Source organism: Bifidobacterium callimiconis, assembly GCF_003952005.1.
Classification (GTDB): domain Bacteria; phylum Actinomycetota; class Actinomycetes; order Actinomycetales; family Bifidobacteriaceae; genus Galliscardovia; species Galliscardovia callimiconis.
On sequence record NZ_QXGJ01000002.1, the window covers coordinates 57,159 to 83,128 of the forward strand.

Genomic DNA, 25,970 nt, shown 5'->3' on the forward strand with positions numbered 1-25,970 from the left:
GAGGCGGCCTTAGAACGCCACGAACCGCAGCAGCTCCGCGGCGATGCGCCGGGACAGCCGGTCATACCCGGCGATGCTGTAATGCAGACCATCCGGCAGATACTCCGGCTGGTGCTCCGGCATCAGCGCCGACATGCCGGATTCGTTGAACATGTCGATGACGGGAATGCCATACCATGCGCACACCCTCTTCATGGCGTCGGCATAGTCGGCCTGCTGCAGGCCGGCGGCGTTGCGGTCGAAGAACGCAGGGAAATGCCCATGATCCACCCCTCCGGTCTTCGCCGACGTCATGAACACGATGTCGGCGGCCGGATACCGGTGAACGAGTCCGCGAATCAGCGTATCGACCGCGCCGAAGAAGCATCGCACGTCGGTATCGCCCATATCACCGATCGGCAATCCATAGTTGAAGTCATTGACGCCGCCGAACACGAGGACGATGTCGGCGTCGGGGTCCATGGACTCATAGCGTTCGACGAAACTGTCGGTACGGTCGGGATGTTTGGCGACGCTGCACCCCTTGATGCCGTAGTTGCGCACCGTTCCGGCTCCAAGCAGCCTCTGCACATGGGCCGGCCAGGAGATCGTCGGGCCGCCGCCACGGGTGCCGTCGTCGCCCCATGTGGTGGAATCGCCGAGACAGTTGACGGAGACCTGCGAGAAATCGCGCGTCATCATGATTCCTCTCCCAGGATCGACGATCGTCCGAAATCGAACAGCGTGTCGATGACGAGGAAGTCGGAGCCGTTCGCCTCGGGGAAATGATCGAAATGCGATGCCGGGTCGACGGCGATCCACTCCTCGATTTCCCGCGACGGGCCATCGGCGCCGCTGATGCTCTGCTGGCCACGGTCGCGCGGCGTTTCGAAGTAGCTGAACAGCATATTGTCGTGGATCGAAATGAACTGGTAGCGGTCGCCCACGAACGTGCCCTCGCGCACGATGGCCTGATGATGGCACACGTAGTCCATAAGCTTGTCCGGGTAGAGCACGGCGATGCGACCGCACCGGGCGTCGGAAGCCGGTCGGCGCGTGTAGTAGTCCACACTTTTCGGTTCGTCGAACCAGAACACCGGATGCATGTACGCCCATTCGACGTCCTCCACGTCGCGGCCACGCATGGCGGGGAACGGGCGGAGCAGGCCGTGCAGCCATCCCCAGTCGTCGGGCGCACTACGAATTGTCTCAAGATCGGGGCGATCGCCCTCATAGATATGCTCGGCGTAGAGGAACAGCTGTTCCCCGTGCCGGTACATGCCGACCGTGAGCAGCACGCCATCGTCGACCAGTCGCTTCGCCTGTGCGGAAGCGGTACGAACCGCTTCGTCCAGGGATTCGATGCCGTCGGCGTCGGATTTCAGCACCGCCCGATATGAGGCTCGTTCTACATTTGCCATATGTCTTCTCCTTCATTCGTCAGGCGGCCCGGATGCCTAAGAAAGGAAAACCGCACTGCCATGCGGAGGCATCCAGGCCAAGTTGTTATTCATCACGGCTCCGTTGTCTTGGGGACCGTGATGTAAAGATGAGAATTCTCAGGGGCTAAGGGTGCTAAGGTACGACTCCCCTCAGTCCGCCTTCGGCGGCCAGCTCCCCTCAGCGAGGGGAGCCATTAGGATTCGGACCTTGGCTCCCCTCCCTGAGGGGAGCTGTCGCGCATGTCGCGACTGAGGGAAGCACCACCGCAAGCCCCCACACGCCCAAATCCGCACTCCGCTGCAATCTGGGCACCATGTCCATCACCGCTCGCGCAGCTCCACGTTCACGCGCTCGCTCGATTCGGTTTCCACGAGCGGGAATCCGAGGAACTCCCCCTCGCGCCGCACCACGCCGGACACGGTGACGTCACGTCCGTGCCGCACGTATACGGCGGGAATGTCGTGCTCGTAGACCCCGTGCACGCTCGGCTGCTCGTCAAAGAGATTCGGCTTCTGCGTGCCCTGCACGCGCTGGGTGAGATGCAGGTCGGAGATGTCGACGTTCTCGATCACGGCGTTCTCCTCGCCGGCGATGAACACGCCCGATTCGCAGGTCATGAAGATGTGGTCGAAGGTGACGTCGCGGATCACGCCGGGCAATGGCGATGACGGGGTGACGCGCGGCGTTGCGGAGATGAAGATCGGCTCGCCCTTGCCCCACCATCGCGGCGCGAACTCGCGCTGCGGGCAGTCGGCGTAATGCCGGGTGTTGCCGGAGACGTGATGCACGTGGATGTCCTCGATGGTCGCGCCGTCGCGCACCCAGATGCCCACGCCGCGTGAGCAGTCTCGGAACACGCAGTCGGAGAGCACCACGTGGCGGATCTCGTTCGCGGTCTCGGTGCCCACCTTCAGCGCGGAATCGTGCGAGTACAGCACGCAGTTGGAGATCACGATGTTTTCGCACGCGCCGTACTTGGCGGCCATGGGCGGGGTGTTCTTCACGACGATCGCGTCGTCGCCGCCCTTGACGATGCAGTTGGTGATCGTCACATCCTGGCAGGTGTCGGGGTCGATGCCGTCGTTGTTGGCGCCACGCACGTCGTTGAGGATGCGCACGCCATCGACGATCACGTGCCGGCAGCCGGCCATGTGCAGGGTCCAGAATGCGGCGTCCCGGAAGGTGACGTCACGCACGGTGAGGTTCTCCACATCTTCGAAGAACGTGGTGCGCGGGCGCTCCCACGCGGGGGTGCGCACGTTCTTGGGGCATTCGTGCAGGCCGCCGTCCGCGTCGTCGTCGTAGAACACCTTGTCGCCCTGACCGTAGATGGTGCCGTGACCTTCGATGGTGATGTTTTCCGCATGCCGGGCGAACAGGAAGCAGCCGCCCGTCCAGCCGGCGTTCTCGGTGTCGTCGTCGAATTCGGCGGCGAAGTCGATGCCGTCGGCAAGGTCCAGGCTGCCGATGAGCCATTAGCCGGTCGCCAGATGCAGGGTGACGTTGCTTTTGAGCACCAACGCACCGGTGAGGAATCGTCCGGCCGGAACGATCACACGGCCGCCACCGGCCTCGTGCGCGGCATCGATGGCACTTTGGATGGATTCGCGGTTGTTGGTCACGCCGTCGGCGACGGCGCCGTAATCGGTGATCAGATAGGTCATGTCGGCGTTCTCCTTTGAAGTGATGACGTCGTTGACAATCGGTGATTGCGATCATAACCGGCCAAGAACCCTACGAGCAGCGTGAACGACTGTTTTTGCAATTTTGCAATACCGGCGTCTCCTGCGCATGGGTCAGGTGACTCTTCCTCGTACGCATGCTCGGGAATGGGATGGAGCAATGGCTCAGATGGCATGAACCGGTAAAAAGGCATAAAAAAATCCCGCCACTGTGGCGAGACCTCGATAAGGCGTTTGCGGTTTATCACCGCGGGAAGGTGGGGTACGGACGCCTTTGGCCGTATTACCTTGGTTGTTTGCTGATGCGATCAGCGGATCACTTGTCCTGATCGGCAAGGATCTGGTGGCCGAGCTCGGTCATGGTCTTGGCCATGGAGTCGTTCATGTAGGCCATGTCAGCGAAACCAGCCATGGCGAGACCGCGCATCATGTTCTTCTTGAAGGACATCGTAATTACCTCTTTCTTTGCTTGGCACCGGCGTTGCCGCCAATGTCATGGTTGATCGTCATCTCGTGATGACACTCAACAATATAGAGCTATTCAGTGGTAACTGCGTAAAAAGTATCCATCATTTGCCTAAGTCGGCAATAATCGGCAGGCGTCCGCGCTTCTGTGTGCAAGAAATGGTAGAAAATGTGACCTTTTGGAGAAGGTCTATTTGGGGAAACACACAGAACTCGAGGATTGCAAAAACGAAGCCGCGGAATTTCAAGGCCCGGATTTGGCAATCCTCGAGTTCTGTGTGCCGGCCCAAGTAGCCCATGCCCCAATGCGCACAAACCCTCACATCTATCCGACAAAAGGCCTCATCAATGCGAAGCGGCGACCCGTTGACAATCGTCGTCAGGCCGCCGCTTTGCCTCCGCGGCGCGAGCGTAGAACGTCCGCGCCGATCACCGGGAGAGGAGGAGGAAATCCCGAACCGTCAGGCCTCGGTCTTCTCGGCCTCGAGCTTGGCGCGATCCTCGGCAAGGATGCGCTCGGTCTCCCTGATCTCCTTCTTGCCCAGCGGGTACCAGAAGGCCAGAATCAGTGCCGCGATACCGAGGCACACCACCGGCAGCAGTGTGGCGAGCGCGTACACGCCCTGCACGGTGCCGGCGGACTGCACGACCGCGTGGCCGGCGGTGCTGGACTGGTAGCCGATGAGTCCCAGCAGGATGCCGCTGATGCCGTTCGATGCCGCCTGTCCCATCTTGCGCGCCCAGGAGTTGAGGCCGTAGATGGTGCCGTCCTCACGGATCTTGGTGATGGCCTGGTGATGGTCGATGACGTCGGTGATGAACGCCCACACCATGAGGTTGAAGTAGCCGGCGCCGATCGCGCCGAAGAACATGAGCACCAGGTACACGCGCCAGTCGGTCAGGTGCACGAAGTACATGATGCCGTAGATCACGACGGCGAACACGAGCGTGACGACCGCGGATTCGCGCTTGCCGAACTTCTTGGCGATGCCGGTGGCGAACGGCGCGAGCACGAGCACGGTGATGTAGTTGAACATCACGGCGATGGCCATGCCGGTCTTGTTGTGGAAGTAGGTGTCGAACAGGTAGGTCTGGTTGATCGAGGCGAGCTGCTGGTTGATCACCACGAAGAAGTCGGTCACGATCAGGGCAAGCAGGGCGCGATCCTTGAACATGGAGGTGACCATCTTCTTGGCGTCGAGCTTGCGGCCGGCCTGCACGTTGGTGCGCTCGGTGGTGCAGCGGACGGTGATCTCGTAGGAGATCCACGCCAGGATGCCGCACACGATGGCGATGATGAAGAACCGGGTGCCGGAGATCACCTGTTCGCCCGCGGCATTCGTCTCATACATGAACAGCGGGATCGTGTAACCGGTCAAAGCGCCTGCGATGGCGGAGCCCGTGGAACGGAACGTGGAGAGCGACGCGCGCTCGTCGGACTTGGCGCTCAGCGCGGAGGCGAGTGCGCCGTACGGAATGTTCACGGTCGACAGGAACACGTTGAACAGCACGTAGGTCACGGCGATGTACGCGATCTTGGCCGGCAGCGCCCATCCGGCCACCACGGGCAGGAACAGCATGATCGCCACGATGATGAACGGATAGCGGAAGCGGCGGATCCACGGGCGGAAGCGGCCTTCGCCCGGCTTCGCAACACTTTCGTCGGCCTTGTTACCCACGTACACGTCGACGAACGCGTCGAAGATCTTCGTCAGCATCATGGTGATGCCCACGATGGCGGCCGGCACTCCCAGACCGTCCGTGTAGAACTTGAGCACGAAGCCGTTAACGAGGCCAAGAATGAAGCAGTTGCCAACATCGCCGAACATGTAGCCGATCTTGTCCTTGAGACCGAATGGCGGCAATGACTGTACCTTATCCTTTGCGGACATGATTCCTCCCGATACATCCTTGTATACGCATGTGCTTCCGTGCACATCGCACAATCGGATGGTTTGTTGTAAGTTTCGGTTCTTCCGTGAGCCGGTACGCAACAATCTAACAGTGACGAAATTCACACGCTCAACAAAAATTATCAAAATATGATAAGAAACTGACTATTCTTGCTACCTGTCAGAGAACGATATATCGCGATCATTTTTAGACAGTCTCCTCTGCATTGCTATGCATAGAAAGCACGGAGACTACAATTTTCGATAGTTTAATGTCAAAAACTGCAATTTTTACGATCATCGATGTTGCGTTTGCATCATACGATGGGAACGACAGACAGGCATCAACGTAGATACCGGAAAGAGGAACACACGATGACCGACACCACCACCGACAAGCCCACACGGGAGCTCATCCAGAGCAAGATCGACCTGATGATCGACAACCTCACCACCATCAACGACACCGACGGCAAGTTCCTGCTGCACTTCGGCGACGTGGTGGTCGACGACAAGAGCTGGAAGGTCTGGAACTGGCCGCAGGGCGTTGGCCTCTACGGCATCTACAAGAACTACAAGCTCACCGGCAACCCCAAGGCCCTCAAGGTCGTCACCGACTGGTTCGACAACGCCCTGGCTGAGGGATCCCCCTCCAAGAACGTGAACACCATGGCCCCGCTGCTCGCCATGGGATGCCTCTACGAGGACACCGGCGACACCCGCTTCTACCCCTACCTCGACCAGTGGGCCAAGTGGGCCATGGAGGACATGCCCCGCACCACCGGCCGCGGCATGGCGCACATCACCTACGAGGACCCCCACTACGAGCAGCTGTGGGACGACACCCTGATGATGACAGTGATGCCGCTCGCCAAGATCGGCCTCCTGCTCGACCACCCCGACTACGTGGAGGAGGCCAAGTACCAGTTCCTCATCCACGCCGAATACCTGATGGACAAGAAGACCGGCCTGTGGTTCCACGGCTGGAACTTCAACCGTCACGACAACTACGCCGGCGCCCTGTGGGCGCGCGGCAACTGCTGGATCACCATCGGCATCCCCGAGTTCATTGAGATCGCAGGCCTCAAGAAAGGCGATCTGATGCGCGAATGGCTCATCACCATCCTCAACCGACAGGTCGAGGCGCTCGCTGAGCTGCAGGACGAATCCGGCATGTGGCACACCCTGCTCGACGACCCGAACTCTTACGTGGAATCCTCGGCAACCGCCGGCATCGCGTACGGCATCCTCAAGGCCGTGCACCGCCGCTACATCGACCCGAAGTACGCGGCCGTCGCCGAGAAGGCGATCAAGGCGCTGCTCGGTCAGATCGACGAACACGGCGAGGTGCAGAACGTCTCCGTGGGCACCGGCCTGGAAGACAGCCTCGACTACTACCGTAATATCGATAAAACGGCAATGCCGTACGGCCAGTCGCTCACCGTGCTCGCCTTCACCGAATACCTCGTCTCGTTCTGCTAGCTAGCCTCCGCACTACTTGCCCGAAGTTGCATCACCGAGTTTTGTTGCGTAATATTTCGCAACAAAACTCGGCAACAAGATATTTGACAATCGGTAGTATTGTTTATTCTGTAAGGCGAGTATCAACGACGAACCAACAGACATCATCCAAAAACAACAACAGAACCACCAACCACCACTACAGAAAGAAGGAAACATGGCAGAAGGATTCTCCATGGACAGCTTCTCCCTCAAAGGCAAGCTCGCCCTGGTGACCGGCGCCACCTACGGCATCGGCTTCGCCATCGCATCCGCCTACGGCCAGGCCGGCGCCGAAATCGTGTTCAACGATCGCGACGAATCCAAGATCGAACAGGCCGAAAAGGACTACGCCGCCCTCGGCATCACCGCCCACGGCTACAAGTGCGACGTCACCGACGAAGACGCCGTCAACGCCATGGTCAAGGACATCAACGAAAAGTACGGCGTCATCGACATCCTCGTCAACAACGCCGGCATCATCAAGCGCATCCCGATGACCGAAATGAGCGCCGCCGACTTCCGCCAGGTCGTCGACATCGACCTCAACGGCCCGTTCATCGTCTCCAAGGCCGTCATCCCCGGCATGATCGACAAGGGCCACGGCAAGATCATCAACATCTGCTCCATGATGAGCGAACTCGGCCGCGAGACCGTCTCCGCGTACGCCGCCGCCAAGGGCGGACTCAAGATGCTCACCCGCAACATCTGCTCCGAGTACGGCGAAGCCAACATCCAGTGCAACGGCATCGGCCCCGGCTACATCGCCACCCCGCAGACCGCCCCGCTGCGCGAGCGTCAGGCCGACGGCTCCCGCCACCCCTTCGACCAGTTCATCATCGCCAAGACCCCGGCCGCCCGCTGGGGCACCCCCGACGACCTCAAGGGACCGGCCGTTTTCCTCGCCTCCGACGCCTCCAACTTCGTCAACGGCCATATTCTCTACGTTGACGGCGGCATCCTCGCCTACATCGGCAAGCAGCCGTGATCCGTGATTGTTGGATGATGGAGCGCCTTCTGCGTTGCTGCAGACTTCGACGTACTTTTGTACGCCTTCGTCTGCGCGCCTTGAAGTCGCACGCATCATCCAACAATCACCATTGAACCTTTCCGGCGACTCGGGGTTGGGCTGAAGAAAGCCCCAGCCCCATCGTGCTCCCTCCTTGGGAGGGAGCTGTCCGGCCGTCAGGACGGACTGAGGGAGGGTCTCAGAACCAAGAGCCGGTAGTTCACCCACCGAACTTAAACAAAAAAGGAAACCACACATCATGCGTATCGCACTCATCAATGAGAACTCGCAGGCCGCCAAGAACGGTCTGATCTACGGCGCTCTGAAGAAGGTCGCCGACGAGAAGGGCTTCGAGGTCGACAACTACGGCATGTACGCCGCCGACGACGACGCCCAGCTCACCTACGTGCAGAACGGCATCCTCGCCGCCGCCATCCTCAACTCCGGCGCCGCCGACTTCGTCGTCACCGGATGCGGCACCGGCGAGGGCGCCATGCTCGCCCTCAACAGCTTCCCCGGCGTCATCTGCGGCCACGTCGAGGACCCGCTCGACGCCTACACCTTCGCCCAGATCAACGACGGCAACGCCATGGCCATCCCGTTCGCATTGAAGAACGGCTGGGGCCAGGAGCTCCAGCTCAAGTACATCTTCGAGCAGATGTGGCTCGAGGAGCCCGGCAGCGGCTACCCCAAGGAACGCGTCGTCCCGGAGCAGGCCAACAAGAAGATCCTCGACGGCGTGCGCGCCGCGGCCTACAAGCCGCTCGTCGAGATCTACAAGGCCCTCGACCCCGAACTCGTGAAGGGCGCCTTCGCCGGCGAGCACTTCAAGGAGCTCTTCGAAGCCAACGCCAAGGACGGCGAGGTCAAGGACTACGTCCTCGGCCTGCTCGACTAGGCAAGACCCGGCCAGTCCCCGAGCCGGGCGATCACTCCTAGAGCATGCGATCACTGGGATCGGGTTGTGATCACTCGGCTCGGGCGGCCCACGTGATCACTCATTATTGCCCTTGAAATATCAACGATCCTAGGTTGCGGTCACTCGGCTCGGGCGATCCGAGTGACCGCAACCCGATCCCAGTGATCGTATGCGCGGCCCAATCACCTCACATACCGCGATACTTCATATCTTCCGCACGCCAAAGGAGGCGGCCATAGGACTCATCTCTTTCTTCTGAACTCTCCAAAGATCGGTTTTGGACCGCCGCGCACCGCCATCGGACAGATGGCGCAGTGCGCGGTGGTCTTTTTTGTTCACTCGGCAAACATTGGCAACAAAGATTTTAATTTATGCAACATAGGAATATTCTGATGCCATCAATGGTGATGCATCACCATGCAACACTTTTTACGAGTTCAATGCGACGATGCTGAACACAGGGAAAGGGACACGACAATGCAACTCAATGTCGTCTGGAAATGCGCGCGCGCAGCGGTCGTGGAAATCACGGAAAACAGTATCTATCACACCGAAAAGCCTTGGAACATCTATCTTAACGACGAGTTCTACGGCACTACCGACACCGTGGAGACCTATATCGACGGACTTGAACCGCTGACGACGTACTCCATTCGATACGAACGCCACCGTAACGAAAACAATGACAACATTGTCGCCAAATCAGGCAACAAAAACTCCAACGAATGCAACTCTAAGACCAACGCCACCGAAACCGTCAGCGGCATTCTCGTCACCGACGACGAGACGTTCACACTCAACGTGCGCGACTTCGGCGCGGCCGGCGACGGCGAGCGCGATGACACGATCAGCATCCAGGCGGCCATCATGAGCTGCCCGCCGCAGGGCCGCGTGCTCGTGCCGGCCGGCGACTACCGCATCACGAACCTGTTCCTCAAGAGCGACATCGCGCTCGAACTGGCCGAGGGCGCCACGCTCCGCGCACGCCACGACCGCGAGAACCTTGCCTACCTGCCCAGCAACATCGAGGGCAAGGCAGGCGCCGGCTATGCGGGCACGAACCTGCTGCCCATGGGTCGCTGGGAGGGCGAGAGCATGCCGATGTTCTGCGGCATCCTCTCCGGCATGGCCGTGAACGGCGTCACCGTGTACGGCCGCGGCGCGATCGACGGCGGCGCGAACGCGGACGAGGACAACTGGTGGCATGATCCCAAGCGCATCCGCATCGCCGCCCGCCCGCGCATGATCTATCTGAGCGACTGCGAGCGCATGGACTTCGCCGGCATCACCGTGCGCAACTCCCCCAGCTGGAACATCCATCCGGTGTTGTCGCGCGATCTCGGCTTCTGGTGCCTGAGCATCGAAGGCCCCAAGGTCTCTCCCAACACCGACGGCCTGGATCCGGAGTCCTGCACGAACGTGACGATCAAGGGCTGCCATTTCTCGGTGGGCGACGACTGCATCGCCGTCAAGAGCGGCAAGATCGACATGCCGCGCGAGCTGCGTCCGGCCTGCCGCAATCTGCTGATCGACCAGTGCTACATGCACGACGGCCATGGTTCGGTGGTGCTCGGCAGCGAGGCGGCCGGCGGCATCCGCGGTCTGATCGCGCGCAACTGCCTGTTCGAACGTACCGATCGCGGTCTGCGCATCAAGACGCGTCGCGGCCGTGGCAGGGACAGCGTCTACGAGGCGATCACGTTCGACCATATTCGCATGGACGGCGTGCTCACGCCGTTCGTGGTCAACTCGTTCTACTTCTGCGACAAGGACGGCAAGACGGACTACGTGCAGAACCGTGAGGCGCTGCCGGCGGACGAGCGCACGCCGAAGGTGGCGTCGCTGATCTTCAACGACATCCAGGCGACGAACTGCCATGCGGCCGCCACGTACATCACCGGTCTGCCGGAAAGCAAGGTGGGGCGCGCGGAGTTCCACAACGTGCACGTCTCGTATGCCGACGACGCCAAGCCGACCAAGCCCGCGATGGCGTGCGGCGTGGAGCCGATGGCCCGTCAGGGCATCATCGCGCAGAACGTGGAGCGTCTGGTGCTCGACGATGTGACGATCGACGGGCAGGACGGCGACGAGCTTCAACTGACCAACGTGGACCGCGTGGAGCGGTAGGACAAAGGGAGGGCACGAAAAGCATCACATCATACCAGCCATAGCATCGCGTGACTGGACGGCCGCACACCGTCCGGCACGCGGCACCGGGCCCAAAGACGAATCCGGTGCCATGCGATCATGAACGATCGCCCCTCGGCGTTCGGCCCGCATTGCGGCAGACATTACGCCGGCACACACATCGATCAATCGATTACCCAATATCAGAGCACATCGCTCGGAACACATTCATAGAGGAACAACGATATGTTCAGCAAAATCGGCAAGAAGCGGAAGATCACGCTGTGGACACGCATCGGATTCGGCATGGGAGGCATGCTCAGCTCCGGCGCCCTGACCTTCACCCACACATATATGGTGCTGTTCATCTCCACCGAGGCCGGCCTGTCCGCAGGCGAGGCCGCCATCATCGCGTCGGCCGCGATCTATCTCGACGCCGTGCTGGCGCCGCTGATGGGCTTCATTTCCGACAACTTCTACAACACGAGGATCGGACGCCGGTTCGGACGCCGCCGCTTCTGGATTCTGGCCGCCATTCCGATGATGGTCGCCGAGCCGCTGATCTTCCTGGTCACGCCGTTCGGCTTCGGCTACTACCTGCTGTGCTACATCGTGTACAACATCGGCTACTCCTTCGCGTCCACCTCGCTTGGCCCGCTGACCATCGAGATGACCGACAACTTCGAGGAACGCAGCTACCTGACCGGCACCAAGCACCTGTTCGGCAACGTCACCGGCTTCCTCATGGCCTTCCTTGTGGCGTTCGGCTTCGGTATCTTCGGCGAGAACAACCCGCACTCCTACTTCATCATCGCCTGCATCAACGCGTCCATCATGGTCATCGCCCTGCTCGGCGTCTACCTAAGCACGTGGGAGCGCACGCCCGAAGAGGTGGCGCAGGAGAAGATCGCCAACGTGGGCGAGGCCATCAAGAAGCTGTTCATCGACATCTTCTCCACGTTCCGCAACCGTTCGTTCCGCCGCATTCTGTATGTGCAGATGAGTGCCAAGTTCGCCGCCAACGTGTGGAGCGCCTGCTACAGCTACTTCATCGTGTTCACGCTGGGTATTCCGAAGTCCTTCGCCTCGGCTTCCGAAACCCCGGGCAAGGTGGTGGCCATCGTGTGCATCGCCGTGTGGATCGCCTGGCTGGCGAAGAAGGGCTTCCACCAGCCGTGGTACGCCGCCGTGCTCGGCGCCGCCACCTGCATGGCCGTGTTCATCGGCCTTGGCGTCGGCCAGTTCACCGACATGATCCCCGTGGCCACGGTGATGGTCGCCTACCCGATCGTGTTCGGCGTGTGGAAGTTCTTCTACGCCGGCTTCCAGTACCTGCCCGACGTGCCGCTGAACTACGTGCCCGACATCGACGAGCTCATCACCCTGCGTCGCCGCGAGGGCATCTACTCCTCCGCCCAGCGTCTGGTGAACCAGCTGATCCAGGGCCTGATCACCACCGTGTTCGGCTTCCTGCTGCTGGCCTCCGGCTTCATCAGCACCAAGGACGGCCAGACCGTGGAGCAGCCGATCAGCGTGCCGATCACCGTGTCGCTGACCCTGCTCATCGGCTGCTGCTGCATGTTCGTGCTGTCCGCGTTCCTCGCCCGCAACCTCAAGATCGACAAGGACACCTGCGACATCGTCACCGGCGAGGTGGAGCGCGTGAAGGCCGGCGGTCTGATGGCGGACGTGGACCCCGAGGTCAAGAAGGTGTGCGAGGAGCTCTCCGGCCTGCCGTACGAGCGGTGCTTCGCACACAACACCATCGGCTACCAGGAGGAGGAGATCAAGCCCGCCGCCTGATGCCGGCCCATACCTGGTGGCTCCCCTCTTTGAGGGGAGCTGTCCGCGTCAGCGGACTGAGGGGAGTTCCAGCCCGGACACCTCTCACCACCCAACTCCCCTCAGTCGCCTGCGGCGACAGCTCCCCTCCCCGAGGGGAGCCAGTGGGACGACGACTTGCCTGGGATTGCAATCGTTGCAGAATCGTCGCTACGCCAAGCGTCGGAAACTCCGGTCCACTATCATCGGCCTCACACGGACCGAGCCGTACCATCGTCGTTGGAGGCATCATATGAATCTGAATCAGCAGCATATCGAACATGTCAGTCACCCACATGCAACGAACATGCTCACCCACCCGGTACTCGACGCCGGCGCGACGCTGACCACATATTTCCTGCCCGTTGCCAATGGCACAGCCGGCGACGCCACGGCCATTGACGCGGGCGCCATATCCCCCGCCGCCCGTCCGCTGGTCGTCATCACGCCCGGCGGCGGCTACGATCATCTGTCCACGCGTGAGGCCGAACCCATCGCCCGGCGCATGAACCGTGAGGGATTCCACGCGTGCGTGCTGCGCTACAGCGTGGCGCCCGCAGTCTGGCCGCAGCCACTGCTGGAACTGGCCGCAACCGTCGCCTGGTGTCGAGCCAATGCCGCACGCCATGGCATCGACGCCCATCGCATCGTGCTGTGCGGCTTCTCCGCAGGCGCCCATCTGGCCGGATGTCTGGGCACGATGTGGAACGAACCGTGGATCGTTCAACGATTGAACGAATCGGAAAACCGCCTGCCGTCACCGGACGGTGCACGGTCCGTCGACGAAGAATCCGACGAACGAACACCTGCGTTCATCGCCGACGACATCCGCCCCGATGCGCAGATCCTGTCCTATCCGGTCATCTCGTCCGGACGGTTCGCCCATCGCGGGTCGTTCACCCATCTCACTGGCGGCAACGCCGCACTCGAACCCGAACTGTCGTTGGAGAACCGCGTCAGCCTCGCCACTCCCCCGACGTTCCTGTGGCACACCGCCACCGACAGAACCGTCCCCATGGAGAACAGCCTGCTGTTCGCCGCCGCATTGCATCGCAACGGCATTCCCATGGAGATGCACATCTTCCCGAAAGGCGATCACGGCATCGCACTCGGCACCGAGGAAACGGCCAAGCCCGACCACGACTACGTGGAACCGCAGGTGCAGTACTGGCCGGAACTCGCCGCCAACTGGATACGAGCACTATGAACAGCACCGATACGACATCACACAGCACGACAACGTCCAGGGCGACGATCTGGGCGGTCGGCGACTCCACCGTCTCCGCCTTCAACGACGTCTTCTACATTCCCCGTGTCGGCTACGGGGAGGCGCTCAGCCGCTATTTCGACGCGGAGGTGATCAACCTCGCCCGGTCCGGTTCGTCGAGCACGAGCTTCACCGCGTTGGACGCCTACCATACGCTGCTCAACGGCGACCCGGCCGCGTCAATCCCTGCGTTGGGAACACGCCCCGGCCATCCCCAATTCCTGCTCATCGCGTTCGGACACAACGACGAAAAAGCCGACCCCGAACGACACACCGATCCGAACGGCGATCGACACACGCCGGGATCGTTCGCATGGAGTCTGACCGAACACTACATCCTCCCCGCATTGGAGCGCGGCGTCCGCCCGGTGCTGTGCACGCCGATCGCCCGACTCAACGCGAACGACAACACGGCGAACGGATATCTCGGCACCTGTGGCCATATCACCGATGACGGCGACTACGCGCAGGCCGTCCGTGACCTCGCCGCGGCGCTGAACGAGGATAACATCCCCGTCGATCTGCTCGACATGACCCGGGCGACCATCGACCTCAACATCGGCATGGGGGCGGACGCCCAATGGCTGCACGCGTTTGGCAGTGCACGCCCGGCGGCAACGGGCACGCCCGACACGGCCGGCACGCATTCCGGCGAGCTGGACGGCATGCGGCCCATCGGACTCGACCCCACGCACACCAACCTGTTCGGCGCCAGCATGCACGCGTGGCTCGTGGCGCGACTGGCGGTGGAACAGCACTCGGCGATGGCCGGACTCGTTCGGCAGGACGTCGAACGTCCCACCTACGAACACGACTTCCCCGAGTCGATCAACCCCACATACGTCATCCCCGAATACACGCCACCGCAGACGTCCAGTACGCGATGGCCGCTGTTCCGCGACGCCGATGGCCGGATCTGGCAGGGGTCGGCGTTCGGCAACCTCGGCGTGGATCCGGAGACAAGCACGGACTTCGACGCCACGGCCTGCGGCACGGAGGACTCCCCCGAACTGACATTGAAGGTTGCCGGCAATCGCGGCAAGATCGCCGGCAACGACGACGGCTTCCTCATGTATTTCACCCAGCTGCCGTCCGACGCCGAATTCACATTGACCGCCACCGCCACGCTCGAGGCCATCGACGCCGCCAACGAGCAGGTCTCCTATGGGCTGATGGTGCGTGACGACATGCTCATCGACTGCGACACCCCGGCCATGATGGGCGACTATGTGGCCACGGGATACCGGTTCAGGCCAGTCACCGGATTCGGTCGGCGCGGCGGCACGCTGATCTCCGGACCGGCGGCGACGCGGCGATACGGCACCGTCGGCGAGCGCGTGCGACTGGAGATCCACGGTACGGAGGACGGCTATACGCTCCGGTTCGGAGACAATCCGGCGGCGACGCAGGGATTCGATTATCGGCTGACGACGGTGGACCCCGAACATGTGTATGTGGGGTTCTTCGTGACGCGAAACGCCACGGTGACGTTCGGGGATGTTCGACTACGGATCGTGGCACGCGGACGGTCGGCGGACGAGCCGAGGAACACGACGACGCAGAAGGGGCAATGATGGTCTCGACTATGTTCGGGCAGGCGGCCCATCCCATGAGGACAACCACGATCACCGTCTCGCAGGATGGGCAGGGTGATTGCCGGACCGTTGGCGATGCGCTGACATTGGCGGCGGAAACACGCCTTCAGCGGCGCGACGCCCATCTGCCGATCACGATTTTCATACATCCCGGCACCTATCGCGAGCGGGTGACGGTCACCCTGCCGTATGTCACGCTCGAGGGCGTGGATGCGGCGAGCACGGTGATCGCGCTCGGGTTGGGTGCGCGCATGCCGGCGGATGATGGCACGCCGTTGGGCACGTTCCGCACGTATACGATGCTGGTGGACGCCGATCATGTGACGCTGCGCGGACTGAGCATCGTCAACGATGCCGGCGATGGACGTGAAGTCGGTCAAGCGATCGCCCTGTACGCGGACGGGGACGGGCTTCTGGTGGAGGATTGTCGACTGCTGGGGCATCAGGACACGCTGTTCACCGGTCCGCTGCCGCCGAAGGAGTTGCAGCCTGGCGGGTTCATCGGCCCCAAGCAGTTTGCGCCGCGTAAGGTCGGGCGGCAATGGTATCGGCGTTGTCTGATCGCCGGCGATGTGGATTTCATCTTCGGTGGGGCCACCGCGCTGTTCGAGGATTGTGAGATTCGGTCGCTGGATCGCGGCGAAGAGGTGAACGGCTATGTCACGGCCGCGTCGACGCCTGAGGGACGGCCATATGGCTACGTGTTCCGTGACTGTCGGTTCACGTCGGATAGCTGTGCGCCCGGCTCGGTGTATCTGGGGCGGCCGTGGCGTGATTTTGCGCGCGTGGCGCTGGTAGATTGTGAATTGGGTGAACATATTCGATCCGAGGGCTGGTGGGACTGGGGCAAGCCGCAGGCGCGCGACGGTTCGCGGTTCTCGGGCGTGGGCTTGTTCGGACCGGGTTTTGCTCCCGAATGCTGGCCAGACTGGACGTTGCCGGACGATCCGGCCGGACCGGCATGGTACGCCCCGCGGCATGTGCTGGATACTGCGGAGGAGAATCCGGATGAGGATGGCGGCGAATCATCATGGTCCTGAATGACGGCGGCGTCACGAGCGCGGATGACACCAGCGCCAACGTTGCGCTTGCGGGCAATGGGCGAACATTGCACATCGACCGGTATTACGACACGCTTCCCGGAATGCTTCGCCGGTATGATCGGCAGGCCCGCCGGGAAGCATTCCCCGGTGGAGACGCACGGGACTGGCAGGCTTGGCAGGCACGTCTGCGCGAACAATTGCGGACGTTGCTGGGGCTTGATCTCATGGAATCCGCCGGACAGTGCCCGCTGAATCCGCGGGTGACGGAACGCGTGCGGGTTGAGGCGGACGACGCTGATGACCCGCGCGGCATTGTCCGCGAGCGGATTCTGATTCAGGTGGAGCCTGATGTGTGGATGCCATGCTATGTGCTGATTCCCGAGCATCCCCGATTGGGCGCCGACGGCAGGCCGCTGTGTTGGCTGTGCCCGCACGGACATCAGGGCGGCGGCAAGTACAGTGTTGCCGGCGTTCGCGGCGTCCCGGCGGTCGACGACGCCATACGCCGGTTCCACTATGACTACGGGCTGCAGCTGGCCTGCCGCGGATATGTGACGCTCTGCCCGGACGCGCGCGGGTTCGGCGAGCGTCGCGATGCCCGATTGCAGAAGGATGACGAACGGTCCTTCCTGAGGGGCACCTGCGCGCAGCTGGCGCACATGGCCGAACCGTTGGGTCTGACGGTGGCGGGCATGCTTGTCTGGGATCTGATGCGACTGGTGGAGTATGTCCGGGAGCGCGACGAGTGGAACATGGGAGCACTCGGCTGTTTCGGCTTCTCCGGGGGCGGTATGCAGACTCTGTGGCTGGCCGCGTTGGACGATCGCATCCGGCGGGCGTTCATCAGCGGATACATGTACGGCGTGCGCGACTCCCTGCTGACGATGAACGGCAACTGCAGTTGCAACTATGTGCCGGGCCTTTGGAATCTTGTGGATATGGGCGATGTCGGGTCGTTGATCGCACCGCGGCCATTGGTCGTGCAGTCCTGTATCGGAGATCATCTCAATGGGCCACGGGGCGTGGTCAACGCCGACGAGCAGGTGGCGATCATCCGGTCGGCGTACCGGATGCTGGGAGCGGAGAATCATCTGACACACCTGCACGCGCCCGGCGAGCATCACTTCGACGAGACCGGCGTATGGGATGCCATCGCCGCGTCGGATCAGGGCCTATGATGTCCGTGGGTCAGCCATTACAGGCCAGCGAAGAAGGGGCAAGGAGGCCAAATCATGTCGGAAGCACCGATCATGCGCGATTGGGCGCATACCACCATCAACTGTCTGGGGGATTCCACCACCTGGGGTGACGTGGGCACCGGCGACGGCGGTCCCGCGATCTCATGGCCGGCGCACCTGCAGCGGCTGCTCGGCGCGGGCACCGTGCGCAACTACGGCATCAAGGGGTCGCGCATCGGCGTCAAGGCCGACCGTGACGACAGCTTCATCGAACGCTATGAGCAGATGGACCGGAATGCCGACATCGTGCTGGTGCTCGGCGGCGTGAACGACTTCAACCGCGAGGTTCCATTGGGCGCCTTCGACGACACCGATGTGCATACCTTCCACGGTGCTGTGAACACGCTGCTGCAAGGCCTGGTGCGCATGTACCCCCATGGCGAGATCGTGGTCATGACCCCATGCAAGACCGGTGGCGTGCCGGCCAAGGATCTGCCGGCCTTTGATACGCTGAATGGTTTGGGCCTGGTTGAAGCCGACTATGTCGAGGCCTTGCGCGCCGAGTGCAATAGGTACGGCATCCCCGTGATCGACCTGTTCAACGGCAGCGGCATCAGTCCCCTGCTGCCCGAGCACAAGCCCTATTACATGCCCGACGGCCTGCACTACTCCCCTGCCGGCTATGAGAGGCTCGCCCGCCGCATCGCCGCCCAGCTTCTGGCCCTCACGGCCTTCTAGCCAGTTCACGATTTTTGGGGACCTACAAATCGTGAACTAGACGATCGCTCTCATCCTTATGCAGATCACTGTGAAATAAGGGATGCCACAAATACAACTCCAGGAAGTCTGGTTCACGATTTACGCCCCCCTTAAAATTGTGAACCAGACTTCCACTCAAAGCACACCGGCAAGCCTCCGAAACGCCAATTGCCTCTCCATCATGGTCCTGATCACCTTCACAATGGCCCGGCGGGAAGCATCCGTGCGTAGATCATCAGCGGTCACGAACACAATCTCCCATCCGAGAACACGTAGCTGGTTCCAACGCCGAGCATCCTCCCTCATTTGCGCTGGCGACGCATGGTATGCCCCTTGATACTCGATCGCAAGCTTCAACTCCGGATATGCGATATCCGCAAAGCGAAAGCCTCCGGATGGCAGATCGATTCTGAAATTCGCCTCCGGACGCCCCAGCCCGCCCCTCATCACCAAGACGACAAGCACCGACTCCGGAGGCGAATCAGAGTTCTCCATGAGATACGGCATGATGTCAAGACACCGGCGCCGACCGGCAAAACCTCGATTTTCCTCTACGTAGCGTTCCAGATCGTCTAATGTGGTCAGCTTCCTCTTCGGATCCCGACAAGCTAAAGACCCCGCGATGACGGCAAGGCTCTCCACACTGACATAGGCGGATAACTGAGACCACGTCATAGCGGGATTGGTGACGTAGAATCCCCCGCCTCCATCTATCGTCACTTCAAAGCTTCCGCTCCAATAGTGTTCGCTTACTCCTTTGAATCTGCGCCTGGCGCCTCGGCTATCAAACGATATGTGTAGCCTGTCCGTTCGCAGGGTACAACTCTCCGGAACCTCTATCCCCTGATACCGCAAAGCGGTTATGTGAGAAAATGTCGGGACTATATCCATTGCGGCCGCTGCCTGCTCACACAACAAAGCCTGTTCCCTACTACGTCGATACGCTTCTTCAGCCATGAATGATGCCATATCGGCACCATATTCCGACAAATTCAGCAAAAGCCAGTCCACTGGGCAATGTGGTCGAATGTGGTCCCCTACACAGTTCACGATTTGCGGGACCTTGGAAATCGTGAACTAGATCCAGAGATTAGATAGGCCATTCCCCGTTGAAAGTAAAGCCCTAGGACATGTGACAAGCCCCAATAGTCAGTTCACGATTTGTAGTGCCCCGAAAATCGTGAACTGGCTCTCGCTTATAGGTTCCCGTAGCGGGCCACGGTGCGGGCGATGGCTTCATCCTTGGTTTCCTCGAGGATCACGGGGATCCAGGGGCGGGCCTGGGCGATGAGCTCCAGAATACCCTGCACATCCATGCCGCCCTCGTCCACATTGCAGCGGTGGATGCCGGCCTCGTCGACGGTGAAGTCGTCGATGTGCACGGCCACGATGCGATCGCCGAAGCGTTCGAGAGCCTGCCTGGTGAGGTCCACCTGGTCCAGTCCCTCCACGGTGCGACCGTTCGGCGTGGTGTAGGCGGTGGGGTCGAACACGATGCCCAGATACGGCGAGTCTACGTCGGCCAACAGGCGTTCGGTGGATGCGAGGTCGTGGATCGGATGGTTGGCGCCGGGCTCCACGCCCACGATCGTGCCGAATCGTTCGCCCACGCGCACCAGCCGACGGATCACCCTTAAAGCCTCCTGGTACATCTCCTCGGTGAAGTTCTCCTCGGTGAAGCGCCCGGGATCGGGGTCCACGGAGCCGGTCTCGCTGGCGACCACGGGCGCGCCGAAGAACCGGGCGTTGGCGAGGTATGCTTCGAATTTGCGCAGCAGCGTCTCACGGACATCCAAATCCGGATGGGTCATGTTGATGTAGCAGCCCAGCACGGCGATGTCCACGCCGTGATCGCCCAATACGCGGCGGAAGCGCAGTCCCATGCCCGGATTGATCTTGGACGCATCGGCAAGATCGGGGAACTGCCTGGGCAGGGCGAGCTGCACGTTGTGCACGCCGTAGCGTTCGAGCCCAACGGCAAGTTTCTCCACGGTATCGGCATCGGTCACGTCATGCCCGCGCGCGCCGAAATTGATCATTGGAACCTCCATGTTCTTGATTGTGCCGGCCGACATCATGCAGAACGTCTGCCCCGATGCTCCGATCGTAGGCCGGCCCATCATCTTCCAGCTATGTAATGATGTGCAGATATTGCCGAATTATTATCTATTCTTGCATTCTCTTGTATAATTTACGATAGCTTTTATGCCACTTCTAACCAGTTGGGATGGAACTGCGATGACGCAACAGGAACGACAGCAACGTGTGGTGATCGTCAATTCAATGATCTCGGACCGCTTTGAGATCTACCACGTGGACTCGCAGGTGGTGGAGCATGCGCAGCTGCACTACCACGACTTTCACGAGATCAACTGCGTGCTGCAGGGCACCGGCGTGTTCCATCTGGGCGGCAGCGAATACACCACCGAACCCGGCACCGTCACCTTCGCGCACAGCAATGACCTGCACAACATCGTGCGCCAGTCAAGCGACTACTACGAGCGCGCGTACATCTACGTGCGCGACGAATTCCTCGCCTCCCGCTCCACCAAGAACACCGACCTGACCGCGTGCTTCACCGACAACGGCAAGCCGACCAGCCGTGTGATCCGCATGGACCCGGAGGAACTGCGCCGTCAGATCGCCAAGCTCGACCAGCAGCCCGACGAATCCTATGGTTCGGACCTGTCCTACGAGCAGCGGTTCCTCGAATTCATGGTGGTGCTTAACAAGGCGGTGGCCAACTCCGCCAACGACGTGACACCGAGCAGCAAACCCGCGTCGCCGCTCATCACCAACGTGATGGAGTATGTGAACGAGAACCTTGCCGGTGACTGTTCGCTCGACGCGATCGCCGACCGGTTCTTCATCAACAAGTACTATCTGTCGCGTCAGTTCAAGAAAAGCACGGGCCTGAACCTGCACGAGTTCATTCTGAAAAAGCGCCTCCTACGCAGCAAGGAGCTGCTACGCGAATCCGGCAGTGCGCAGAACGTGTACAAGCAGTGCGGATTCGCGTCATACACGCATTTCCTGCGCTGCTTCAAGCAGGAGTTCCACATGACCACGAAGGAGTTCCTCAGCCGCAACGACAGCATCGACGTGGTGCATTTCGCCGCGCACGAGTAGAGCGGACTCGACATCGGCGGTTGTGGCCTCCGACAGTTGCCGACTGCTCACGCGAACCAAGCCAGGGCCTGACTCATCGCATCGTTTTCCGTGTGTTCGAAGATGGTGGTGAGGCAGGGCTTGGACGCCTCGGCGATGGCCAAGATCTCCCGCACCGGCATGCGACCGGTTCCGGCGGCCACGCGTCTGATCGATGGCGCCGCACCGGCATCGCCTCCATCGCCGTCGAGCCGCCAGTCGGCGATGTGCATGGCGCAGATGCGCTCGCCGAATCGCCGGAATGCCTGCCGCGTCAGCTCAAGCTGCCATTCCGGACTCGCCTGCCACGCCGGGGTGAGCGCGGTCGCGTCGAACACGATGCCCAGATACGGCGAGTCCACGTCGGCGATCAGGCGTTCCACGGTGTCGAGATCGTGGATGGGATGGTTGACGCCCGGCTCGATGCCCACGATCGTGCCATACCGCTCCCCTGCGGCCACCAGTCGGCGGATTACGTCGAGTGTGTCCCGGTAGGTTTCCTCGGTGAAGTTGCGTTCGGTGTATTGACCAAGGTTGGGGATCACGGAACCGGTTTCGCTGGCCACGATGGGGGCGCCGAAATATCGGGCGTTGGCCACATGCGCCTCGAATCGCCGCAGCAGCGTCTCCCGGACCTCCAGGTCGGGGTGGATCATGTTGATGTAGCAGCCCAGTACGGCGATTTCCACGCCTCGCGAGGCCAATGTCCGGCGGATCACCGCGCCCATGCCGGGGTTGATGGCCCCGGCCTCGCTGTTCATGTCGGGGAATGATTTCGCGAGCGCGAGCTGCACGTTGCGCGCGCCCTGCTGCGCCAGTCCGTCGGCGAGCGCCTCGGGGGTTCGCGCCCCGGTGATGTCATGTCCGCGGAATCCGAAGTTGAGTCTGGTCATCGTCCCGTCTCCCCCACCTTCATCTCACATCGCGCCCCGACCGGCCGCACCCCGTTCGGCATCGCCCCGTTCGGCCGCGGCCTTCTCGTGGCGCAGCACCTCGATGTAGGCGAGCACGAGTGGCGCCACGCCCTTGGCGTCGTTGCGCACCTTGGGTTCGCGCATGTAGTAGTCGAAGGTGCCTTCACGGTGGTTCTTGTTGCCCAATCCGGCCACCAAGCAGATGTTGTCGAGCGTAAGCCTGCCGTCCTTCTCGTTGAGGCAGGTGTCGCAGATGCCCTGGAACGCCTTGTAGCCGTAGTCGAAGTAGCGTTCGTCGAGCACGCCGAGCCTGGCGCCTTTCATGATGGCGTTGGCGAAGATGGCGGAACCGGATGTTTCGAGATAGTTCGGTGCGATGCGGCCCATGTTGATCACCTGATACCACATGCCGGTGGCGGGATCCTGGTATGGCAGCATGGCGTCGATCAGGTCGACGAACATGCGGCGCAGCGCGTCCTTTTCGGCGCTCATGTTGGCGGGCATGAGCTCCCAGGTGTCGATGAGCGCCATGGCGAACCAGCCTTCGGCGCGCAGCCAGAAGTTGGCGGAGAGTCCGGTCACCGGGTCGCACCAGAATTCCTTGCGCGAGGAGTCGTAGGCATGGTAGTACAGGCCGTTGCGGTCGTTGCGCATGAGTTCGTGCACCACTTGGAACTGGTGGAAGCTGTCGGAGCACGCGCGTCCGTCGCGATAGCTCAGCTCGTACTGCATGTAGAATGGCTGGGCCATGTACAGGCCGTCGAGCCAGATCTGGTTCGGGTAGATCAGCTTGTGCCAGAAGCTGCCCTCCTTGGTGCGCGGCTGGTGTCCGAGCTGACCGTAGATGGTGTCCATGGCCTTGCGGTACTTGGCTTTGCCGGTGAGTTCGTACAGTCGGTAGAGGGTCTTGCCGGCGTTGACGTTGTCGAGGTTGTAGTCCTTGGGATCGTAGTATTTGATGGTGCCGTCGTCCTGTACGAAGTAGTCGATGAATCGGTCGGCGAAGTCGAGGTAGACGGTTTTCCCGGTGATTTCGTACAGTTCGATCAGTGCTTTGATCATGCAGCCGTCGATGTAGTTCCACGTGTTGGGTTTGCCGGCTCGGATCTTTTCGATGTTCCATGCCGGCGCCTGCGGGGTGCTGGTTTCGATCAGCTGCCGAATATATGTGTTGAGGATGCGTGAGCCGCCCATGCCGGTTCCTTTCCGTGAAGCAGGTGCGAAGTCATGGAAAAAACGACCGGCGGAAGGTGAAAAAGGAAGGTGGCCGCCGGTCGTTTGGTCTTTGGTTATGGTATTCGGTTATGAGTGTAGGTCTGGTTGGGGTGGCGGGCCGGGCAGGAGACTCCGGCCCGCCACGATCATTGACGCCGCGGGGCTGACCGTTCAGGCCGCCTTGACTTCAACGGGCTGCTTGCCGAAGTTCATCTTGCGGCGTTCGGGCAGTTCGGCCTTGATACGCTCGAGTTCCTCGGGCGTGTGGTAGCCGATGGTGTTGTGTCCGAAGCAGATCTCGTACTGCACGCCGGTGAGTTCCTCGCAGATGCGCTTGACTTCGGGGTCGACGTCTTCCATGCGACCGCCGTTGGCGATGCGGGCGCATTCGGCGATGGCGATCTCGTCGTTCTTCTTGTCCATGCGCATGAGCTTGGCGGAAAGCATGCCGAGCAGGCTCAGGCCACCCACGCCGAAGATGAGCACGAGGATGATGGTGGTGTGCACGGCGGCCGGCTGGTCGACGGCGGCCACCTGCTTGTCGGCGGTGGATTCGATGAATCCTGCAGCGGACAGCGAGATGCCGAGGATGGCCACGACGGCGGAGTTCATGAGCTTGCCGCACAGGTGCATGGCGGCGGAGAAGGTGCCTTCGCGGCGACGGCCGGTCACGATCTCGTCGGCGTCGGCCACGAACAGGTAGGTCTGCCACGGAATGTAGTAGACGGCGCCGGTGCCGAGGCCGAACACCACCACGATGGAGGTGACGGCCACCATGCCGGCGGCGGATGCGGCGTCGAGGTGGAAGATGCCGCAGCAGGCGTAGGCGATGGCGCAGGTGATGATCACGCATTCGGCCATGATGTAGGGCTTGCGGAAGCCGATCTTGGCGACGAGCGCCATGGCGGCCACGGTGGACACGACCTGCAGGATCGGGCTGAGCGACTGCCACCAGGAAGCGTTGGACTTCTGCAGCATGAGCACGTAGACCACGTAGTAGGAGAACGTGGAGTTGAACAGCCATTCGGCGCCGAAACCGAACAGGTACATGCCGAGCAGGTGACGGAAAGTGCGGATGCGCAGCGTGGAGAAGATGTCGACGAACAGCTTCTTGATGGCTTCGACCGGATTCTCCACCTTCTCCATGGTGGTGGCGTCGACCGGACGCTCCCAGGTGGTCAGGTACACGGAGAGCATGGCGAGCGCCATGATGACGCCGAACGCCAAGCCCATGTAGAAGAAGGCCATGGGGTTCTTCTCGCCGAAGGTGACGAAGAAGATGCCGGGCAGGGATGCGGTGAGGAAGTTGGCGCCCTTGCCGAAGATGGAACGCAGGCCGGACATGTAGGTGCGTTCCTTGAAGTCGGCGGTCATTTCGGCGGGGATGGCGTCGTACGGGATCATGACCATCGTGTAGATGAGGTTATAGCACAAGTAGATCACGAAGTAGTACCAGAATGCGCCGGGGATGACGATCCACATGAGCGGGTTGAGCACGCCGAGCACCGGCACGGCGAGCAGGATGAAGAAGCGGCGGCGGCCGAACCTGCGGCCGAGCCAGGTGTTGTTGAACGCGTCGGAGAGGAAACCGGCGATGGGGTTCATGACCACGTCGGCGATCAGCGCGAACGAGTAGATAAAGGTGGCCTGGGCCATGGTCAGACCGCAGTAGGTGGTGTAGAAGATCGTCAGCCACGAGGCGCTGATCGCCAGCGCGCCGGAACCCACGAGATTGCCGGCGCCGTAGCCGAGACGCGTGACCAGCGTGATCCTGCGTTTTTTGCCAGTGTTCTCTGCCATGTGTTCTCCTTTGAAGTCCTGCACGGTGCGGTCATGCCGGTCATTGCATGACGATCATCGTCGAACAGCAACCGCGCCGTTGTTGCTTGCAATCCTATGAGGCACATTACGAATCCATATGATTTGTTGCCAATGTTTTCATTGCTTTTGTTGCAGAATATTGGAGTCATGTTGCACATATAATCGTTGCAATATCAGCGATATTTCACGATATA

Annotated in this window: 22 protein-coding genes; 11 read left to right on the top strand and 11 right to left on the bottom strand. The window is 61.3% G+C overall.

Annotated elements, in window-relative coordinates:
- Window positions 1–9: 9 nt before the first annotated feature.
- The 6 genes from D2E23_RS02410 to D2E23_RS02430 all read right to left on the bottom strand — a co-directional run bounded on the left by D2E23_RS02410 (window position 10) and on the right by D2E23_RS02430 (window position 5,461).
- Window positions 10–681 (bottom strand): SGNH/GDSL hydrolase family protein, encoded by a 672-nt coding sequence (locus D2E23_RS02410; RefSeq protein ID WP_126029417.1) that lies wholly within the window; start codon window positions 679–681, stop codon window positions 10–12.
- On the bottom strand, window positions 678–1,400 hold the full coding sequence (locus D2E23_RS02415) for a hypothetical protein (RefSeq protein ID WP_126029418.1): 723 nt from the start codon (window positions 1,398–1,400) through the stop codon (window positions 678–680). Before D2E23_RS02415 ends, D2E23_RS02410 begins: the two co-directional genes overlap by 4 nt.
- A gap of 342 nt (window positions 1,401–1,742) precedes the next feature.
- A complete protein-coding gene (locus D2E23_RS02420; RefSeq protein ID WP_126029419.1) occupies window positions 1,743–2,891 on the bottom strand; it encodes a glycosyl hydrolase family 28 protein in 1,149 nt (382 codons plus the stop codon).
- 6 nt (window positions 2,892–2,897) lie between these two features.
- Window positions 2,898–3,086 carry a glycosyl hydrolase family 28-related protein gene (locus D2E23_RS02425; protein ID WP_126029420.1) on the bottom strand — a complete coding sequence of 63 codons (189 nt, stop codon included), beginning with the start codon at window positions 3,084–3,086 and terminating at the stop codon, window positions 2,898–2,900.
- Between the two features lie 334 nt (window positions 3,087–3,420).
- Complete coding sequence (locus tag D2E23_RS11905) at window positions 3,421–3,552, bottom strand: hypothetical protein (protein WP_276313577.1); 132 nt, start codon at window positions 3,550–3,552, stop codon at window positions 3,421–3,423.
- A gap of 478 nt (window positions 3,553–4,030) precedes the next feature.
- Window positions 4,031–5,461 carry an MFS transporter gene (locus tag D2E23_RS02430; protein WP_206431977.1) on the bottom strand — a complete coding sequence of 477 codons (1,431 nt, stop codon included), beginning with the start codon at window positions 5,459–5,461 and terminating at the stop codon, window positions 4,031–4,033.
- Between the two features lie 375 nt (window positions 5,462–5,836).
- Here D2E23_RS02430 and bglB point away from each other — a divergent pair, with 375 nt between their 5' ends.
- From bglB to D2E23_RS02480, 10 genes are all read left to right on the top strand, one after another.
- Complete coding sequence (bglB, locus tag D2E23_RS02435; protein WP_126029421.1) at window positions 5,837–6,943, top strand: beta-galactosidase BglB; 1,107 nt, start codon at window positions 5,837–5,839, stop codon at window positions 6,941–6,943.
- A gap of 196 nt (window positions 6,944–7,139) precedes the next feature.
- Window positions 7,140–7,949, top strand: a complete 810-nt coding sequence (locus tag D2E23_RS02440; protein WP_126029422.1) for a gluconate 5-dehydrogenase — start codon at window positions 7,140–7,142, stop codon at window positions 7,947–7,949.
- Between the two features lie 280 nt (window positions 7,950–8,229).
- Window positions 8,230–8,868, top strand: a complete 639-nt coding sequence (locus D2E23_RS02445) for an RpiB/LacA/LacB family sugar-phosphate isomerase (protein WP_126029423.1) — start codon at window positions 8,230–8,232, stop codon at window positions 8,866–8,868.
- Between the two features lie 498 nt (window positions 8,869–9,366).
- Entirely contained in the window at window positions 9,367–11,016 is a 1,650-nt protein-coding gene (locus D2E23_RS02450) for a glycoside hydrolase family 28 protein (RefSeq protein WP_126029424.1), read from the top strand.
- A gap of 246 nt (window positions 11,017–11,262) precedes the next feature.
- Window positions 11,263–12,819, top strand: coding sequence for an MFS transporter (locus tag D2E23_RS02455; protein ID WP_126029425.1), 1,557 nt, complete (start codon window positions 11,263–11,265; stop codon window positions 12,817–12,819).
- A 271-nt stretch (window positions 12,820–13,090) separates the two neighbouring features.
- On the top strand, window positions 13,091–14,044 hold the full coding sequence (locus D2E23_RS02460) for an alpha/beta hydrolase (RefSeq protein WP_126029426.1): 954 nt from the start codon (window positions 13,091–13,093) through the stop codon (window positions 14,042–14,044).
- Window positions 14,041–15,678, top strand: a complete 1,638-nt coding sequence (locus tag D2E23_RS02465) for an SGNH/GDSL hydrolase family protein (protein WP_126029427.1) — start codon at window positions 14,041–14,043, stop codon at window positions 15,676–15,678. Before D2E23_RS02460 ends, D2E23_RS02465 begins: the two co-directional genes overlap by 4 nt.
- Window positions 15,675–16,739 carry a pectinesterase family protein gene (locus tag D2E23_RS02470; RefSeq protein ID WP_206431978.1) on the top strand — a complete coding sequence of 355 codons (1,065 nt, stop codon included), beginning with the start codon at window positions 15,675–15,677 and terminating at the stop codon, window positions 16,737–16,739. Before D2E23_RS02465 ends, D2E23_RS02470 begins: the two co-directional genes overlap by 4 nt.
- Window positions 16,730–17,920 carry an alpha/beta hydrolase family protein gene (locus D2E23_RS02475; RefSeq protein ID WP_206431979.1) on the top strand — a complete coding sequence of 397 codons (1,191 nt, stop codon included), beginning with the start codon at window positions 16,730–16,732 and terminating at the stop codon, window positions 17,918–17,920. The genes D2E23_RS02470 and D2E23_RS02475 overlap by 10 nt, the downstream gene beginning before the upstream one ends.
- A gap of 54 nt (window positions 17,921–17,974) precedes the next feature.
- Window positions 17,975–18,658, top strand: a complete 684-nt coding sequence (locus tag D2E23_RS02480) for an SGNH/GDSL hydrolase family protein (protein ID WP_240541561.1) — start codon at window positions 17,975–17,977, stop codon at window positions 18,656–18,658.
- A 156-nt stretch (window positions 18,659–18,814) separates the two neighbouring features.
- Here D2E23_RS02480 and D2E23_RS02485 read toward each other — a convergent pair whose 3' ends face one another.
- On the bottom strand, window positions 18,815–19,648 hold the full coding sequence (locus D2E23_RS02485) for a PDDEXK family nuclease (RefSeq protein ID WP_126029428.1): 834 nt from the start codon (window positions 19,646–19,648) through the stop codon (window positions 18,815–18,817).
- Between the two features lie 227 nt (window positions 19,649–19,875).
- Entirely contained in the window at window positions 19,876–20,718 is an 843-nt protein-coding gene (locus tag D2E23_RS02490; RefSeq protein WP_126029429.1) for a sugar phosphate isomerase/epimerase family protein, read from the bottom strand.
- Between the two features lie 199 nt (window positions 20,719–20,917).
- On the opposite strand from D2E23_RS02490, the gene D2E23_RS02495 reads away from it, so the two are divergent.
- Window positions 20,918–21,808 carry a helix-turn-helix domain-containing protein gene (locus D2E23_RS02495; RefSeq protein ID WP_126029430.1) on the top strand — a complete coding sequence of 297 codons (891 nt, stop codon included), beginning with the start codon at window positions 20,918–20,920 and terminating at the stop codon, window positions 21,806–21,808.
- A gap of 47 nt (window positions 21,809–21,855) precedes the next feature.
- On the opposite strand, the gene D2E23_RS02500 is transcribed toward D2E23_RS02495, so the two are convergent.
- The 3 genes from D2E23_RS02500 to D2E23_RS02510 form a co-directional block, all read right to left on the bottom strand.
- Entirely contained in the window at window positions 21,856–22,719 is an 864-nt protein-coding gene (locus D2E23_RS02500; RefSeq protein WP_126029431.1) for a sugar phosphate isomerase/epimerase family protein, read from the bottom strand.
- Window positions 22,720–22,743: 24 nt separating this feature from the next.
- Window positions 22,744–23,934 (bottom strand): glycoside hydrolase family 88/105 protein, encoded by a 1,191-nt coding sequence (locus D2E23_RS02505; protein WP_126029432.1) that lies wholly within the window; start codon window positions 23,932–23,934, stop codon window positions 22,744–22,746.
- Between the two features lie 192 nt (window positions 23,935–24,126).
- Window positions 24,127–25,755, bottom strand: a complete 1,629-nt coding sequence (locus D2E23_RS02510; protein ID WP_126029433.1) for an MFS transporter — start codon at window positions 25,753–25,755, stop codon at window positions 24,127–24,129.
- Between the last annotated feature and the right edge of the window lie 215 nt (window positions 25,756–25,970).

Excerpts from the sequence above, each read along its gene's own strand:
- D2E23_RS02470 (WP_206431978.1), top strand. The coding sequence starts at position 15,675 with ATGATGGTCTCGACTATGTTCGGGCAGGCGGCCCATCCCATGAGGACA.
- D2E23_RS02450 (WP_126029424.1), top strand. The coding sequence starts at position 9,367 with ATGCAACTCAATGTCGTCTGGAAATGCGCGCGCGCAGCGGTCGTGGAA.
- D2E23_RS02415 (WP_126029418.1), bottom strand. The coding sequence starts at position 1,400 with ATGGCAAATGTAGAACGAGCCTCATATCGGGCGGTGCTGAAATCCGAC.
- D2E23_RS02440 (WP_126029422.1), top strand. The coding sequence starts at position 7,140 with ATGGCAGAAGGATTCTCCATGGACAGCTTCTCCCTCAAAGGCAAGCTC.
- D2E23_RS02505 (WP_126029432.1), bottom strand. The coding sequence starts at position 23,934 with ATGGGCGGCTCACGCATCCTCAACACATATATTCGGCAGCTGATCGAA.
- D2E23_RS02485 (WP_126029428.1), bottom strand. The coding sequence starts at position 19,648 with ATGGCATCATTCATGGCTGAAGAAGCGTATCGACGTAGTAGGGAACAG.
- D2E23_RS11905 (WP_276313577.1), bottom strand. The coding sequence starts at position 3,552 with ATGTCCTTCAAGAAGAACATGATGCGCGGTCTCGCCATGGCTGGTTTC.
- D2E23_RS02510 (WP_126029433.1), bottom strand. The coding sequence starts at position 25,755 with ATGGCAGAGAACACTGGCAAAAAACGCAGGATCACGCTGGTCACGCGT.
- D2E23_RS02465 (WP_126029427.1), top strand. The coding sequence starts at position 14,041 with ATGAACAGCACCGATACGACATCACACAGCACGACAACGTCCAGGGCG.
- D2E23_RS02480 (WP_240541561.1), top strand. The coding sequence starts at position 17,975 with ATGTCGGAAGCACCGATCATGCGCGATTGGGCGCATACCACCATCAAC.
- D2E23_RS02410 (WP_126029417.1), bottom strand. The coding sequence starts at position 681 with ATGATGACGCGCGATTTCTCGCAGGTCTCCGTCAACTGTCTCGGCGAT.
- D2E23_RS02460 (WP_126029426.1), top strand. The coding sequence starts at position 13,091 with ATGAATCTGAATCAGCAGCATATCGAACATGTCAGTCACCCACATGCA.
- D2E23_RS02475 (WP_206431979.1), top strand. The coding sequence starts at position 16,730 with ATGGTCCTGAATGACGGCGGCGTCACGAGCGCGGATGACACCAGCGCC.
- D2E23_RS02455 (WP_126029425.1), top strand. The coding sequence starts at position 11,263 with ATGTTCAGCAAAATCGGCAAGAAGCGGAAGATCACGCTGTGGACACGC.
- D2E23_RS02430 (WP_206431977.1), bottom strand. The coding sequence starts at position 5,461 with ATGTCCGCAAAGGATAAGGTACAGTCATTGCCGCCATTCGGTCTCAAG.
- D2E23_RS02495 (WP_126029430.1), top strand. The coding sequence starts at position 20,918 with ATGACGCAACAGGAACGACAGCAACGTGTGGTGATCGTCAATTCAATG.
- D2E23_RS02425 (WP_126029420.1), bottom strand. The coding sequence starts at position 3,086 with ATGACCTATCTGATCACCGATTACGGCGCCGTCGCCGACGGCGTGACC.
- D2E23_RS02490 (WP_126029429.1), bottom strand. The coding sequence starts at position 20,718 with ATGATCAATTTCGGCGCGCGCGGGCATGACGTGACCGATGCCGATACC.
- D2E23_RS02500 (WP_126029431.1), bottom strand. The coding sequence starts at position 22,719 with ATGACCAGACTCAACTTCGGATTCCGCGGACATGACATCACCGGGGCG.
- D2E23_RS02445 (WP_126029423.1), top strand. The coding sequence starts at position 8,230 with ATGCGTATCGCACTCATCAATGAGAACTCGCAGGCCGCCAAGAACGGT.
- bglB (WP_126029421.1), top strand. The coding sequence starts at position 5,837 with ATGACCGACACCACCACCGACAAGCCCACACGGGAGCTCATCCAGAGC.